This window comes from Sphingomicrobium arenosum, from assembly GCF_026157085.1.
GTDB classification, from domain to species: Bacteria; Pseudomonadota; Alphaproteobacteria; order Sphingomonadales; family Sphingomonadaceae; genus Sphingomicrobium; species Sphingomicrobium arenosum.
The window spans coordinates 1,148,236-1,162,784 of sequence record NZ_JANPVN010000001.1 but is presented as its reverse complement, the minus strand read 5'-3'; the positions used below and the strand labels follow the sequence as shown (position 1 = coordinate 1,162,784).

The 14,549-nt window shown below is 65.8% G+C and carries 15 protein-coding genes and 1 tRNA gene; 7 read left to right on the top strand and 9 right to left on the bottom strand.

Annotated features, from left to right (window positions below):
* Positions 1–226: 226 nt before the first annotated feature.
* The 8 genes from NUW51_RS05710 to NUW51_RS05675 form a co-directional block, all read right to left on the bottom strand.
* Complete coding sequence (locus NUW51_RS05710; protein ID WP_322597078.1) at positions 227–2,806, bottom strand: TonB-dependent receptor; 2,580 nt, start codon at positions 2,804–2,806, stop codon at positions 227–229.
* Between the two features lie 440 nt (positions 2,807–3,246).
* Positions 3,247–3,323, bottom strand: a tRNA-Arg gene (locus NUW51_RS05705).
* A gap of 88 nt (positions 3,324–3,411) precedes the next feature.
* A complete protein-coding gene (locus NUW51_RS05700; protein ID WP_265563583.1) occupies positions 3,412–4,041 on the bottom strand; it encodes an NrsF family protein in 630 nt (209 codons plus the stop codon).
* Positions 4,038–4,571 (bottom strand): sigma-70 family RNA polymerase sigma factor, encoded by a 534-nt coding sequence (locus tag NUW51_RS05695; protein ID WP_265563581.1) that lies wholly within the window; start codon positions 4,569–4,571, stop codon positions 4,038–4,040. The genes NUW51_RS05700 and NUW51_RS05695 overlap by 4 nt, the downstream gene beginning before the upstream one ends.
* Positions 4,568–5,011: a DoxX family protein gene (locus NUW51_RS05690; RefSeq protein WP_265563579.1), complete on the bottom strand. Its 444-nt coding sequence runs from the start codon at positions 5,009–5,011 to the stop codon at positions 4,568–4,570. Before NUW51_RS05690 ends, NUW51_RS05695 begins: the two co-directional genes overlap by 4 nt.
* Complete coding sequence (locus NUW51_RS05685) at positions 5,011–5,697, bottom strand: HvfC/BufC family peptide modification chaperone (protein ID WP_265563577.1); 687 nt, start codon at positions 5,695–5,697, stop codon at positions 5,011–5,013. Before NUW51_RS05685 ends, NUW51_RS05690 begins: the two co-directional genes overlap by 1 nt.
* On the bottom strand, positions 5,687–6,547 hold the full coding sequence (gene bufB, locus NUW51_RS05680) for an MNIO family bufferin maturase (protein WP_265563575.1): 861 nt from the start codon (positions 6,545–6,547) through the stop codon (positions 5,687–5,689). Before bufB ends, NUW51_RS05685 begins: the two co-directional genes overlap by 11 nt.
* 97 nt (positions 6,548–6,644) lie before the next feature.
* Positions 6,645–6,983 carry a BufA1 family periplasmic bufferin-type metallophore gene (locus tag NUW51_RS05675; RefSeq protein ID WP_265563572.1) on the bottom strand — a complete coding sequence of 113 codons (339 nt, stop codon included), beginning with the start codon at positions 6,981–6,983 and terminating at the stop codon, positions 6,645–6,647.
* 185 nt (positions 6,984–7,168) lie between these two features.
* On the opposite strand from NUW51_RS05675, the gene phaR reads away from it, so the two are divergent.
* Genes phaR through glmS form a run of 4 tightly spaced genes read left to right on the top strand, consistent with a single transcriptional unit; the run spans position 7,169 to position 11,541 of the window.
* A complete protein-coding gene (gene phaR, locus NUW51_RS05670; protein ID WP_265563570.1) occupies positions 7,169–7,672 on the top strand; it encodes a polyhydroxyalkanoate synthesis repressor PhaR in 504 nt (167 codons plus the stop codon).
* Positions 7,673–7,726: 54 nt separating this feature from the next.
* Complete coding sequence (locus tag NUW51_RS05665; RefSeq protein ID WP_265563568.1) at positions 7,727–8,257, top strand: hypothetical protein; 531 nt, start codon at positions 7,727–7,729, stop codon at positions 8,255–8,257.
* Between the two features lie 57 nt (positions 8,258–8,314).
* Positions 8,315–9,718 (top strand): bifunctional UDP-N-acetylglucosamine diphosphorylase/glucosamine-1-phosphate N-acetyltransferase GlmU, encoded by a 1,404-nt coding sequence (gene glmU / locus NUW51_RS05660; protein ID WP_265563566.1) that lies wholly within the window; start codon positions 8,315–8,317, stop codon positions 9,716–9,718.
* Positions 9,718–11,541 carry a glutamine--fructose-6-phosphate transaminase (isomerizing) gene (gene glmS / locus NUW51_RS05655; RefSeq protein ID WP_265563564.1) on the top strand — a complete coding sequence of 608 codons (1,824 nt, stop codon included), beginning with the start codon at positions 9,718–9,720 and terminating at the stop codon, positions 11,539–11,541. The genes glmU and glmS overlap by 1 nt, the downstream gene beginning before the upstream one ends.
* 4 nt (positions 11,542–11,545) lie before the next feature.
* Here glmS and NUW51_RS05650 read toward each other — a convergent pair whose 3' ends face one another.
* Positions 11,546–12,442, bottom strand: a complete 897-nt coding sequence (locus NUW51_RS05650) for a LysR family transcriptional regulator (RefSeq protein ID WP_265563562.1) — start codon at positions 12,440–12,442, stop codon at positions 11,546–11,548.
* Between the two features lie 132 nt (positions 12,443–12,574).
* On the opposite strand from NUW51_RS05650, the gene NUW51_RS05645 reads away from it, so the two are divergent.
* From NUW51_RS05645 to NUW51_RS05635, 3 genes are all read left to right on the top strand, one after another.
* Positions 12,575–12,862 (top strand): UrcA family protein, encoded by a 288-nt coding sequence (locus NUW51_RS05645; RefSeq protein ID WP_265563561.1) that lies wholly within the window; start codon positions 12,575–12,577, stop codon positions 12,860–12,862.
* 82 nt (positions 12,863–12,944) lie between these two features.
* On the top strand, positions 12,945–14,162 hold the full coding sequence (locus NUW51_RS05640; protein ID WP_265563558.1) for a bifunctional alpha/beta hydrolase/OsmC family protein: 1,218 nt from the start codon (positions 12,945–12,947) through the stop codon (positions 14,160–14,162).
* Positions 14,159–14,542 carry a GFA family protein gene (locus NUW51_RS05635; RefSeq protein ID WP_265563556.1) on the top strand — a complete coding sequence of 128 codons (384 nt, stop codon included), beginning with the start codon at positions 14,159–14,161 and terminating at the stop codon, positions 14,540–14,542. The genes NUW51_RS05640 and NUW51_RS05635 overlap by 4 nt, the downstream gene beginning before the upstream one ends.
* Positions 14,543–14,549 lie beyond the last annotated feature (7 nt).

Below are 14,549 nucleotides of genomic sequence, written 5' to 3'. Positions count from 1 at the left end.
GAAATGAGAAGGGCGCCCCGCCAATCGGCAGGGCGCCCTTTCTGTCGCCTGTATCAACAGTGCCCCCAGCGTAGGCTGGAGCCCGTTCAACGCCGCCTCGCCAAATTCCAAAGGACATGGATCCCAGCCTTCGCTGGGATGACGGAGCGCAATTGAGGTGGGGAGCATAGAAAAAGGGCGGCGCCTTGCGGCACCGCCCTTCCTCTTTTCGGATGCTGTCTAGGGCTTAGAAGCCGAAGAGCAGCGAGGCCGAGAACGCACGCGGCGCACCGATCTGGATGAAGAACGGATCGCTGTCGAACGACGGGCTCACGTAACCGAGATAGCCTTCGTCGAACAGGTTGGTGACGTTCAGCTGCAGCGCAGCGTCACCCAGCGTGTCGCCGAGGTAGCCAAGGTCGATACGCGCGTCGAGATCGACGACCGCATAGGGGTCGACTTCGATGGTGTTCACGTCATTGGCGAAGCGCTTGCCAGTGTACTTGGCCTGCGCACCGAGTTCCACCGCACCGAAGCGCTGCTGAACACGACCGCCGATCATCCACAGCGGGGCACCGGCTTCACGCTTGCCTTCGGTCGCGAAGTAACGAACGCCGCCGTCACCACCGTCACAGAAGTAGATCGGATCGGTGACATCGTCGGCATCGCAGGTGCGACCCTCGAGCACGTTCTCGGTGATTTCCGACTCGTTCACGCCGCCAAAGACGTAAAGCAGGGTGTCGGGGGTCACGCTGTAGGCCACCGACGCATCGAAGCCATACTTGTTGACCGGGCCGAGGTTGCGCGTGATCGACTCGTCGAGTTCCGGATCGTAGCTGACCGCGAGGCGGTTGTTGTACTTGGTGTAGTAGCCAGCGATCTGAGCCTGCACGTTGCGGTTCTGGAAACGAAGACCGCCGTCGAAGCTGTCGGTGGTTTCCGGAGCCGGTTCGGCGCGAACGTCGCCTTCCGGATAGTACAGCGCCGCATAGAGCGTGTCGGTGCTCGGGACCGAGAGGCCGCGGGCATAGTTGCCGAAGACCGACGCGTCGCCAAAGGCATAGGTGAAGCCGACGTTGGGAAGCAGCTCGTTATACTCGAGCGTGCGCTCCTGCGGCGGGGCGATGCCCGACACTTCGCCCGTCACTGGGTCGATTTCGTACGGACGCGCGTCGATGAAGTCGCTCACGTCCTGACCAGCGTCATAGCCGACGCAGTCGACGAAGGCGTCGCCCGCGTCACCCGTGGTCGAGTAGCAGCGGTTGTCGAGTTCACGCGTGAAGAACGGCAGGCGAAGACCGGCGACCAGCGTGAGATCATCATTCAGGTAACGACCGCGATATTCGGTCGAGAACTGGTTGAGGATCGCATAGGACTGACGGTTACGCTTGTTGAGTTCGAACCCATCGACGGTTTCGAGCGCAATGTTCACCGGGAACACGTCGAGCGGTTCGCCGAACTGGTCCATCAGCGCAACCTGGCCGGTCTGACGGTGGTCCGAGAAATCGAACGTGTAGGCGAAACGGATGCGGTGATCGTCGTTGATATCATAGGCGAGGCCCGAGATCAGCGCGTAGCGATAGGTGCGCGTCTGGCTGGGATCGTTGCCCGCAACGGTGTCGAGGATATCGCCGTCGCCATTGAGGTCGCGACCGAGATAGTAGCGACCGCCGATGACGCCAGTGATGGCCTGGTTGCCGTTGTCGCTGGTCGAGCAGAACGGGAAGCGACCGTCGTCACGCACGTAGCAGGGCGCTTCGATGAGACCTTCGGGGCCGCCACCGTTGGCCTTGACGTACTGGAAGCTCGGGTCGAGCGTCAGAACCAGCTTGTCGGTCAGGTTGAACAGCGCCGAACCGCGGATGTTGCCGGTGTTCGACGGGTTGTAACGACGCGAGAATTCCGAGCCGCAATCGCCCGAGGACGAGCTGTCGCTGTAGAAGTCGGCGACGCCGGGGGTCGGCGGCGCGATCGTGCAGTCACCATCGACGTCGTCGGCGGTGAAGCGGAATTCCTTGTTGCCGGCCTCGAGCGCATTCTGGAGCGCGCTGAAGCGCACCGAACCACCGAAGTTGTTGCGGTTCTGGTTGTAGTGACCGGTCAGCGAGATGAAGTCGCCATTGCCCAGTTCCTGGAACAGGCGGGCGTTGTACTGCTGCTTGCGCACCTTGCCATAGTCGTTCCACGGAACACGATAATAGGTGTAGCTACCCGACACGAAGGCGGTGAGGCCATTGCCGGTGATGTCGCCGGTGTCGACCATGCCGAACACGCGGTTGTAGTGACGCTCCATGTTCGAACCGTCGGCGATGACGTTGCCGTAGCTGACGGTGCCGGTGAAGCCCATGTCCTTGGCCGGACGACGGGTGCGGATGTTGATGGTGCCACCGACGGCCGAGGCGGTCGGGCTGTCGACGTCGGTGACGCCGAGGTTGACGTTGACCTCTTCGAGGACTTCGCTGTCGACCTGCTGGTTGGTGTAGAGCGCGTAGTTACCCGAATCGTTCAGCGGGATGCCGTCGAGCGTCTGCGAGATGCGATCCGAGGTGAAGCCGCGGATGGTGAAGCCGCCGCCCGACGAACCCCAGGGGTCGTTGTTCTGGAAGCTGACGCCCGGGACGAGATTGACGATGTCGTTGACCGACTGACCGGGGCGCTGACGACGGATGATTTCCTCGTCGAGGACCTGCTTGGCCTTGGGAGTGTCGGGGATCTCGACGCCACCGACGTCGGTTTCGGCGGTGCCGGTGATGACGATCGCGTCATCGTCGAAGTCGACCGAGCCGGTCGACTGCGCGCTGGCGACACCCGGGAGAGCAACGGCCACGAGGGCGCTGCTGCAAAGAAGCATCTTTTTCATTGCGTTGGTTTCCCTGAAGGATGAGCAGTTGAATTGCGAAAAAACACTCGACGAAGTGAAGTGCTGCGCGCCCTTAACCCGCCAATTGTTACAAGAATGAGGCGAGATTGCCCGAAGCGGTCGGGAGGCTTGCTCGGCGACGGTTTCGGACGCCTAAAAAACTGAGGGAAAACCAAGGCTTTTCGGATATTTAACGCGCTGTTCACCGCGTGTGTCGCAGCGCAAAAAAAGTTGGAGAGCGGCAATATTGTCACGCATTTTCCCGGAACAAATGCGTCATCAAACCGTTTTAAGGCGAATTTTGTACAGTCCTCGGGCTCACGCTGACCCGATTCTGTCACAATTGCGTCTGGGGCGTTGAGGCATCCGACGCGGCGCGCACAGGGTGGCTGAACGCTCGGGACCGGTGGCGCACCCAAGAGGATTCGAACCTCTGGCCTCTGCCTTCGGAGGGCAGCGCTCTATCCAGCTGAGCTATGGGTGCCTTGGGTCCCGGTAAGGTCCAGCGCTTAGCTTTGCGCCGCGTGACTGGCAAGTCTTAAGCGGCGCGGAAGTAGTTGCAGGTCGGGCTGCTACCAGCGGATCAGCCGCGCCAGCAGCGTCCGCCCGACCAGCGCCCAGGCCGCAACGATCGCGACATGCCAAAGGGCGAGATGCGCGAAGGTCGAGCCGCCGCATTCCAAGGTAATGGCGAGCGCGCCGACCGCGCCCGAGGCGATGCCTGCGAGGAGGCCAGCGCGCTCGGGCAGCACGGGGGCACCGCGGCGCAGGTGGAGGGTCAGGAAGGCGGCGGTGAACAGGCTCATGCCGAGGCCGGAGGCGAGGCAATAGATGCCGAGGAACGACTGGGCGCCCTCGTCATGACCGAGCAGCTGCTGCACGAGAGCGATGGCAGGAAAGAGCAGGATCGCGCCGAACAGCCACAGCCCGCCTCCGGGGACGCCGCCCACGGCAGGGCGGGCGAGCCGCGTCGCGGCGAGACCCGCGGCGATGGCGAGCAGGCCGAGGAGCGCGGCAAGGAGAAGGGTGACGGCATCGGCAGTGCCGGTGAGGAGTTGCGGGCGCGGTCCCCAGAACGCGAGCGTGAGGAGGATGGTCCCCAAGGCGGTGGCGACAAGCGCGAGGCGGACGAGGGGCAGTGACAGCGGGCGCACGGGCGCGGCGTCGGCGCTGAGCTGGTCGATGAGATAATCGGTGTTCATAGGGGTTGGCTTTCGACGAGCGCGGCCAGTTTCTTGAGGCCGCGATGGACATTCACTTTCACCGCGCTTTCGCTCTGCCCGGTGATGGTGGCGGTTTCGGCGACCGAGCGTCCTTCGACCTTGGTCAGGGTGATCGCCTGGCCTTGGGCCGTTGGCAATTGGCCCAGCAACTGATCGAGACTGAGGCGGGCGAGCACGGGTTCTTCCTCGCTGTCGACGGGCGGCTCGATATCGAGCGCGGTCTCGGGCGTGCGTGCCATCTTTCTCAAGGCGTCGATCCAGCGGTAGCGGGCGATGGCCGCGACCCAGGGATAGATGGGCAGGTCGGGGTCGTAGGTGGCACGCTTGGCATGGACCGCGATGAGCACTTCCTGGACGAGATCGTCGACCTGTCCGGGCGCGATGCGGTGGGCGAAATAGCCGCGCAACCAGTCGGCGAGCGCCGCGAGCGCACTGCGATAGGCGGCGCGGTCGCCGGCCTGTGCGGCGCGCATCAGGGTGCGCAGGTCGTGATCGCCAAGACGGCTCATGCCCGTCTACCTAGCAGGAAATCAGTGCTGAGGCGTCCCGGTCCCTGCGTGAGGAGAACAAGACTCAGCGCGATCCAGCCAAGGTGCGGGACGAAGAAGGCCTGCGGATAGACGAACAGCTGGATGACCAGCGTCATGCCGAGCAGCCCGGCGGCGGCGAGACGGGTGGTCAGACCCAGCGCGAGGAGGATGGGGAAGAGATGCTCGGCGGCGGTCGCCAGTAATGCGGCGATGGCGGGCGGGAGAAAAGGCACGCCGGCATAGTCGTTGGCGAAGAGGAAATAGGTGGTGTCGCTGATCGTGAACAGGCTGCCCTCCTCGACCTTGGTGCGGCCCGACTGCCAGAAGATGGCAGCGAGGCCGAGGCGGGCGGCGAGCAGGACAAGGTCGGAGACGAGGGGGCGCTCGGCGAGGCGGCGGAAGCGGTCGAACAGGGGCATTAGAGGAGCTCCGGGACAGGGGTGAGCGCGCCGGCGGCGACGAGCGCGGTGGTGGCGGCGGGGTCGCGCTCGAGCAGCGCCGTCATGGTGGCAGGGCGGTTCAGATCGCAGGCAAGGGCGAAGGTTTCAGGCGTGATGGCGTTCATCGCGCGGCGCGCCTCAGGGCGGGTGACGAGGAGGTGGGTGGCGCCCGGTTCCACCCCGTCCCAGGCGAAGGACGCGGGGTCCTCGAGCGCGAGGGAGCGCAGCGCCGGATGCGCGGCGACGCGCGCGGCGAGAAGCGCCTCGGGCGTGAGACCGGCGATGGTCGCGAGTCCGACGGCGGGGGCATCGGGCGCACCATGCGCCTCGAGCCAGAGCCATTCGGCGCGGGCGAGGTCGCGCTGTGCTGGTGCGGTAAGCGTTTCGGCGAACCCCGCGCCGATCAGGCGCAGGGGGCGGCGGCGCGGTTCGCGGGCAAGGAAGAACGCGCGCGCGGCGTCGTGGAAGGCGCCGTGCCCCATGGCGTCGCGAAGGCGGGGGTAGCTATCCTCGAGCGCGACGTGGCGCGCATGGCTGATCGTATTGGCATAGGCCTTGAGACCCCGCAGTTGGGCGGCGCGCGGTCCGGCGAGGAGATCGGCGGGCAGACGCGCGGGCCCGTGGGCGAGCGTGTCGGCAAGGGCGATGTGCGCATCAGGCTGCATGGCGCAGCGCCCCTTGGATGGCGCGGGTGGCGCGCGCGGCTTCGGCGGCCAATTCGGCGAAGGGCGGCACGTCATTGTCGCGCTCAACCAACACCGGGCGCGGGCCGGTGCGGGCGAGCAGCGCGTCGAGGAGCGCCCAGCATTCCTCGCTGACGGGGCTGCCGTGATCGTCGATCGCGAGGAACGCGCCGCCCTCATGCTCTTCGACCATATGTCCCGCGACATGGACCTCGGCGATGGCGTGGAGCGGGAGCGCATCGAGATAGGCGATGGGATCGAGCCCGACATTGGTGCGCGCGACGAGGATGTTGTTGACGTCGACGAGCAGCCCGCATCCCGAGCGGCGCGACAGTTCGGCGAGGAAGTCGGCTTCGTCATAGCTGTCCTGCGCGAAGGCGATCATGCGGCTGGGGTTCTCGATCAGGATCGGGCGTTTGAGACGGGTCTGGATGCGGTCCACTTCGCGGACGAAATGGGCGAGGCTCTCGTCGGTCATGGGGAGCGGCAGGAGATCGGGTAGCGCTTCGCCGCCGAGGCTCGACCAGCTGAGGTGGTCGGAGATCATGGCCGGTTCGTAGCGCTCGGCGAGGCGGGCGAGGCGGCCCAATTCGTCGCGGTCGCAGCCGTCGGGATCGCCAATCGACAGGCCGACCGAATGAAAGCTGACGGGGGCCGCGTCGCGCACGGCCTCAAGCCAGCGATGCATCGGCCCGCCCGCCATCATGTAATTTTGCGGGTGCACCTCGACCCATGTCGGGCCGGTGCCCTTGGCGCGGGCGTCGAGGAAGGCCTCGAAATGCTCGGGCTTCAGTCCGATGCCGCCGCTGGTCGGGAGAGAGGGCTGGGTCATGATGCGTGTCCCTGAGGAAGGAAAGGGCGGTGCCCCTCCCGCTCGGCACCCGGAGGGATCGGGCATGCGGGCGGGCGGGGCACCATGAGCCGTGCCTCTAGGCGGGCAGGCCCGGCTCGTCGTTGTCCTGCTCGGTCAGCGTACCGCCGAGATCGGTGCAGGCCTCCTCGCCGCCATCGACATATTTCCAGGCATTGCCCTGGTAATCGACGGTCGAGGTCCCCGCGCAGCTGGTGCCGGGGCCGGCGGCGCAGTCGTTCTTGCCGGCCAGCGCGACGCCATAGCATTTGACCTTCTCGGCGCTGGCGTCGGTGAGCTCGGCGCCTTCCAATGTGCTGGCACCGCTGTCGGGGGAGGCGGGGGCCTGACCCTCGCTCGAACAGGCGGCGAGGGCGAGCAGTGCGGTGGCGGCGGCGGTGGTTTTCAGGTTGGTCATGTGATGATGCTCCGATGTTGCGCGGAAGCTCATGCCCCGCTGACCTCCAGTTCGCGGCAGCAGGGCGATCGGTTACATGGGGCGGAGTATTTGTGCGCTTTGCTGCACCCGCCGCACTTTTGTTGCAGCGCCGCATCGCAGGGTGCTATGAGCGCCTCGAACAGCAATCAGCGTCAGGAGCGATCATGTCCAAGGTCGTCATCAAGAAATATGCCAACCGCCGTCTCTACGACACCGACCGATCGAGCTATATCACGCTCGATGACCTGTCGCAGATGATCCGCGAAGGGCGCGAGGTCGAGGTGGTCGACGCCAAGTCGGGCGAGGATATCACTCATCAGGTGCTGACCCAGATCATCGTCGAGGAAGAGGCCGACGGCGGCGGGATGCTGCCGGTGTCCTTCCTGCGCGAATTGATCAGCATGTATGGCGGCGCGATGCAGGGCGCGGTGCCCAATTATCTCGATGCCGCGATGCAGGCTTTTCGCGAACAGCAAAAGGCCATGGGCGGGGCGTTCGATCCGACGATGCTGACGCAGATGGCCCAGCGCAACATGGAGATGTTCCAGTCGGCAGCCTCTGCCTTTACCCCGGGCGCGGCACCCGCCAAGGGCGATGCGGAGGCCGGCGAGGTCGAGAAGCTTCGCGCCGAACTGGCGGCATTGAAGGCCAAGGTCGACAAGCTGTAGGAACGTTCCGCGTCCCCAACCGTCTCTTCTGAAGGAAGAGCATGGAGGGACGAAATGGCTGAAAACAAGCGCAAGAGCGGCAAGGAACGGGCCGACAAGTTCGCCAAGGTGGCGATGAGCCCCGAGGTGATCGCGGCAGGGCTCGCGGCGGCGGCGGCGGCGATCGCGGCCAGTCCCAAGGCACGAAAGAAAATCCAGGAAGCCACGCTCGAGGCGGCCGACCGCGCCAACAAGGCGGCGACCGAGACGATGACCACCGCGACCCGCATGGGCGCGATGATCGTCGAGGGACTTGCCGATGCCGCGCAGCGCATGCTGTCGGGCGAATGGGAGGATCATCATGTCGATCCGCACCAGCCGACCGAGGCGCCCAAGGCCAAGCCTGCCGCTCCGGTGAAGAAGGGCGCGACCGCCAAATCGGCTCCGAAGAAGAAGGCAGCGGCGAAAAAACCGGCGACCAAGCGCGCGTCGTCGACAAAGGCTGCGGCCGCCAAGAAGGCAGCGCCGAAAAAGGCTGCTCCCAGGAAGAAGGCCGCGACCAAGGCGGGGACGAAAACGACCCCCAAGGGCAGCACGAAAAAGTAGCGGCGGCGCATCGCATCGTCTGGAATTTCCGACCGTCTCGTGCCAGTGGACCCCGATATGCAACAGACCCCCGCCATCATCGTCCTTGCCGCGGGCAAGGGCACCCGGATGAAGTCGCGCCTGCACAAGGTGCTGCACCCGATCGCCGGACGCCCGATGATCGAGCATCTGCTGTCGAGCTGTGCCGAACTGGCGGCGAGCCGGACGGTGGTCGTGGTCGGCCAGTGGAAGGAACAGCTCGAAACAGCGCTGGCGGATCGCGACATCGCCTTTGCCGAACAGCGCGAGCAGCTCGGCACCGGTCATGCGGTGCAGCAGGCGCAGGGCGCGCTGGAGGGGCATGAGGGGCCCGTCATCCTCCTGTTCGGCGACGTGCCGATGGTGCGGCCTGAGACGATGCGCATGATGGTCGAACGGCTGGGGGCAGATGACCGGCCGGGCGTGGTCGTGCTGGGCTTCGAGCCCGCCGACCCCAAGGCCTATGGGCGCATCATCACCTTGGGCAACGACAGCATCGACAAGATGGTCGAGCATAAGGATGCGAGCCCCGAGGAGCGGCAGTGCCGGATGTGCAATTCGGGCATGATGGCGGTCGAGGGCGCGCATCTGTTCGATTGGCTGGGCAAGGTCACCAACGACAATGCGGCGGGCGAATACTATCTCCCCGACATCGTCAATATCGCCAAGCGCGAAGGTCGTCGCCCGGTGGTCGTCACCGCCGAAGAACGCGAGGTCACGGGGATCAACAGCCGCAGCGAAATGGCCCAGGCCGAGGCGCAATGGCAGGCGTATAAGCGCGAGGAGGCGATGGACGCCGGCGTCACGCTGCGCGCCCCCGACACCGTCTTTTTCAGCTGGGATACCGAGCTCGGGCCCGACGTCACGGTCGAGCCCTTCGTCACCTTCGGCCCCGGCGTGAGCGTTGCCGAAGGCGCCACCATTCGCGCCCATTCGCATCTCGAGGGCTGCGACGTGGGCGAAGGCTGCGAGGTCGGCCCCTATGCCCGCCTGCGTCCCGGCGCGCGTCTCGAAGCCGGCGCCAAGGTAGGCAATTTCGTCGAGGTGAAGAATGCCGTGCTGGGCGCGGGCGCCAAGGCCAATCACCTGACCTATGTCGGCGATGCCAATATCGGGGCGCGCGCCAATCTGGGGGCTGGCACGATCACCTGCAATTACGACGGCTTCAACAAATGGCCGACCATCGTCGGCGCCGATGCCTTCATCGGTTCGAACAGCGCGCTGGTCGCGCCCGTCGTCATCGGCGAACGCGCGATCGTCGGCGCGGGCAGCGTCGTGACCAAGGACATCGAGGCCGACGCCATCGCCATCGCGCGCGGGGCGCAAAAGCAGCTCGACGGCGCCGCCAAGAGCTTCCGCGACAAGGCGGCGGCGAAGAAGAAAGAGGGCGTGGGCAAGCGACAGGTCGCGGCCGCGCTCGGCAATGAAAAGGACAAATATTAATGTGCGGGATCGTCGCCATCATCGGCAAGGAAGAGGTGGCCGACCGCCTGTATGACGGATTGAAGCGGCTCGAATATCGCGGCTATGATTCCGCCGGCATCTGCACGCTCAAGGATGGCGATTTCCAGCGCCGCCGCGCAGAGGGCAAGCTCGGCAATCTCGCCGAGGTGCTCGCCGACAAGCCGCTCGAGGGGACGATCGGCATCGCGCATACCCGCTGGGCCACCCATGGCGCGCCCATCGAGAAGAACGCGCATCCGCATATCGCGGGCGACGTGGCGATCATCCACAATGGCATCATCGAGAATTTCAAGCCGCTGCGCGAGGAGCTCGTCGCCGATGGCTATGTGATGGAAAGCGACACCGACAGCGAGGTCGTCGCCCATCTGGTCGCGCGCGAATTGAAGCGCGGCAAGAGCCCGCAGGAAGCGGTTGGCGCGATCCTCACCCGCCTGCATGGCGCCTTCGCCATGGGCTTCCTGTTCCGCGACCATCCCGACATCGTGATCGGCGCGCGGCGCGGGAGCCCGTTGACGCTGGGCTATGGCGAAGGCGAGAATTATCTCGGCTCCGACGCCATCGCGCTGGCGCCCTGGACCCAGAAGATCGCCTATCTCGACGATGGCGACTGGGCCGTGCTGACGCGTGACCATGTCCAAATCTACGACGCCGACAACGAGCCCGTGGAGCGCGAGGTCGTCATTTCGGGTGCGACCGCATCCAGCGTCGAGAAGGGCAATTATCGCCACTTCATGCAGAAGGAAATCTTCGAGCAGCCGATCGTGGTGGCGCAGACGCTGCAGAGCTATGTCCGCCCCTATGACGGCGAGGTGGCGCTGCCCGACAACAGTCTCGAACTATCGACGATCAACCGCATCACCATCGTCGCCTGCGGCACCAGCTTCTATGCCGGCATGGTCGCAAAATATTGGATCGAGCATTTCGCCCGCATCCCGGTCGACATCGATGTCGCCAGCGAGTTTCGCTATCGCGACCCGATCCTGAAGAAGGGCGAATTGTCGCTGTTCGTCAGCCAGTCTGGCGAGACCGCCGATACGCTGGCCGCGCTCCGGCACGCCAAGGACGAGGGGCAGATCATCGCCGCAGTGATCAACGTCCCGACCTCGACCATGGCGCGCGAGGCCGACCTCATCCTGCCGACCCATGCGGGCCCCGAGATCGGGGTTGCCTCGACCAAGGCCTTCACCTGCCAGCTCGCCGTCCTCGCCGCCTTCGCCGCGCGGCTTGCCCGGGTGAATGGCCAGATCGATGCCAAGGAAGAAGCCGAGATCGTCGAGCATCTGTCGGAGGCGCCCGAGGCGATGCGACTGGCTTTGGAACATGACGAGGATATCGCCTCGATGGCGCATCTCGTCAGCCCGGCGCGCGACGTGCTCTATCTCGGGCGCGGTCCCGATTATCCGCTCGCGCTCGAGGGGGCATTGAAGCTGAAGGAAATCAGCTACATCCATGCCGAGGGCTATGCCGCCGGCGAGATGAAGCACGGCCCCATCGCGCTGATCGACGAAAAGGTGCCGGTGATCGTGCTCGCGCCCTCGGGCCCCCTGTTCGAGAAAACGATCTCCAACATGCAGGAGGTGCGTGCGCGCGGCGGCCAGATCATCTTCATTTCCGACGCCAGGGGGCTGGAGGAAGCGGGCGAGGGCTGCATCGCCACCATCGAGATGCCCGAGGTCCATCCGCTGATCCAGCCGATCGTCTATGCGATCCCGGTGCAGCTGCTCGCCTATCATGTCGCGGTCGCCAAGGGCACCGACGTCGACCAGCCGCGCAACCTCGCCAAGTCGGTGACGGTCGAATAGCGCCTCAGGCGAGGCCGAGTGCCTTTGCGCGCTCGGTCAGCCGCTCGCCGAGGAAGTCCATCACGCTGCGCACATGCGGGGCGTGGCGCACGCGCTCGTGCGTGACCAGCCAGACGCTGCGCGACACGCTGCCGCTCGAGGAGAAACAGCGCACCAGCTGCGGGTCGTCATCGACGGCCATGCAGGGAAGGGCGGCAAGCCCCGCGCCCGAGCGCACGGCGGCGAGAAGGCCGGTCGAACTGTCATAGGTCATGACGGGCTCCAGCCCTGGCGCGTGCAGCTCCAGCCAGCGGCCGTAGACGTCCCAGATCCCCGGGCCGCCGCCGCCCACGACGGGATGGTCGGCGATGTCGCGGAAGCGTTTCGGCTTGCCGTTGGCGGCGGCGTAGGCGGTGCTGCAATAAAAGGTCCAGCGATCCTCGCCGATCCGGCGGGCGACCAGGGCATCGCCCTTCATCCCCTCGGCCACACGCAGCGCGATATCGGCCTCGCCGGCGCCGAGATCGCGCGCCTCGTGGCTGTGGTCGAGATCGATGCGGACCTCGGGGTGCGCCTTCTTGTAGGCGATAAGCAGCGGGGTGAGCATGGCTTCGGAATACAGCTCGTTGGTCGACAGTCGCACGGTGCCCGACAGCGAGCGGCTGCTGGCATCGGCCTCGGCGGCAAGCGCGTTTGCCGCCTCGCGCACGGGTCGGGCGAGGTCGAGGAAGCGCGCCCCCGTCTGCGTCAACCGATAGCCCGCCTTGCGCCGCTCGAACAATTGGTGGCCGAGGGCGCTTTCGAGCGCGGCGATGCGCCGCGCCACCGTGGTCTGGTTGGCACCGAGCCGCGCGGCGGCTTTCAAGGTGCTGCCTTCCTCGGCGACGGCGAGGAAGTAACGAAGGTCATCCCAGTCGTACATCGGCAGCACTGTAGCTCATTCTGCAAAAATGCAGAATAGGGAGGCGAACTGGTTGCTGCCGACCGAGGAATTGCTCCTGTAAATAAACTCCCCATCGGATCCCGCCGGGTCCTGCCAAGAGGGAGAAAGACCATGTTCCACCGCCTGATGATCGCCGCCACTGCCATCGCCACCTCCAGCCTGCTGATCGCGCCCACCGTGGAGGCCAAGCCCGCCACGATCAGCGTCACCGTCGAGACAGGCGACCTCGACCTGCGCTCGCCGGCCGGCCGCGCTGCGCTGCGCGAGCGCGCCCACCGCCTCGTCGTGGAGAGCTGCGGCAAGGCGCATCAGATCGACCTGCAGGGTCGACGCGGCGTGCGCGAATGCCGCGCCGATGCGCTGGCGCAGGTCGAAGCCGCGCTCGCCGCGAAGCGCTAGGAGAACGCACGGGGTTTCCCCCGGGAGGGTGCCGTGACGAGGGTCGCGGCACCCTTTTTCGCATCCCCTCGTTGGAAGAGGCATGCAGGATACCGAACCCTTCGCCTTTACCGGCCATGGCGGGCACCGGCTCGACGGGCGGCTGGAGCGCCCGCGTTATGTCAGCCCGCGCGCCGTCGCCATTTTTGCCCATTGCTTCACCTGCGGGAAGGACAGCCGTGGGGCGACGCTGATCACGCGCGCACTGGCGGCGGAGGGGATTGCGGTGCTGCGTTTCGATTTCGCAGGGTTGGGCGGGTCGGAGGGCGATTTCGCGAGCTTCGCGACGCAGGTCGCGGACCTCGAGGCGGCGGCCGGTGCGCTGCGCGATGCCGGTCTGCCGCCGAGCCTGCTCATCGGCCACAGCCTCGGCGGCGCGGCGGTGATCGCGGCGGCGGGGCGGATCGAGGGCGTGCGCGCCGTCGCCACCATCGGTGCGCCGTCGGACACCGACCATGTCCTCCACCATCTCGGCGACAAGATCGAGGAGATCGAGGTCGAGGGCGAGGCGACGGTCCATATCGGCGGGCGCGATTTCTGCGTGAAGAAGGATTTCATCGAGGAAACGCGCGGCGCGCTTCAGGCCGAGCGGCTGGCGCACCTCGACCACCCCTTGCTCGTCATGCACTCGCCGACCGATGAACTGGTCGGGATCGAGCATGCCCGTGCCATTTTCGAGGCCGCCAAGCATCCCAAGAGTTTCGTCAGCCTCGATGATGCCGATCACCTGCTGACCCGCGACAGTGACGCGCGCTATGCCGCAGGCGTGATCGCGGCCTGGGCGGCGCGCTATGCACCGGGACGCGAGGAGGCACCGCCCGAAACGCTGACGGGTACCGTTCGGGTCGAGACGGCGGGGGGCAAGTTCGCGCAATGGGTGTCGACGCCGTCGCATCGCTTCCTCGCCGACGAACCCGTCTCCTATGGCGGCGAGGACGACGGGCCGACGCCCTACGACCTGCTCTTGGGCGCGCTCGGCAGTTGCACCTCGATGACCATCGCCATGTATGCGCGCCACAAGGGCATCGACCTCAAACATGTGTCGATCGAGCTCGAGCATAGTCGCGACCATCTCGAGGACACGCGCTCGGATGTCGATGGCAGCGCGGCAAAGCGGATCGAGGCGATCGACCGGCATATCCGGCTCGAAGGCGACTTTACCGAGGCGCAGCGCGAGCGCATGATCGAGATTGCCGACCGCTGCCCGGTCCATCGCACGCTGGAGGGCGAATTGCATATTCACACGACGAGCGGGAAATGAAGGTCGAGGGCGGTTGCCATTGCGGCGCGGTGCGCTGGCAGGCGCAATTGCCCGAGCCGCCGCTCGAGGTGCTCGACTGCAATTGCTCGATGTGCCGCAAGACGGGACATCTGCACGTGTTCGTGCCGCATGGCGACTTCCTGTTGCTGAGGGGCGATGACGCGCTGACGCGCTATCGATTCAACACCGGGGCGGCAGTGCATCTCTTCTGCCGCTTCTGCGGCGTGAAGAGCTTCTACCAGCCGCGCAGCCATCCCGAGGATTGGAGCCTCAACGCCCGCTGTTTCGACGAGGACGTGCCGCTCGACGTGCGTGCGTTCGATGGGGCGAATTGGGAAGCGGCGAAGGCGGCTCTCGACGGGACGCCCGAGGGCGGCTAGCGCGGTT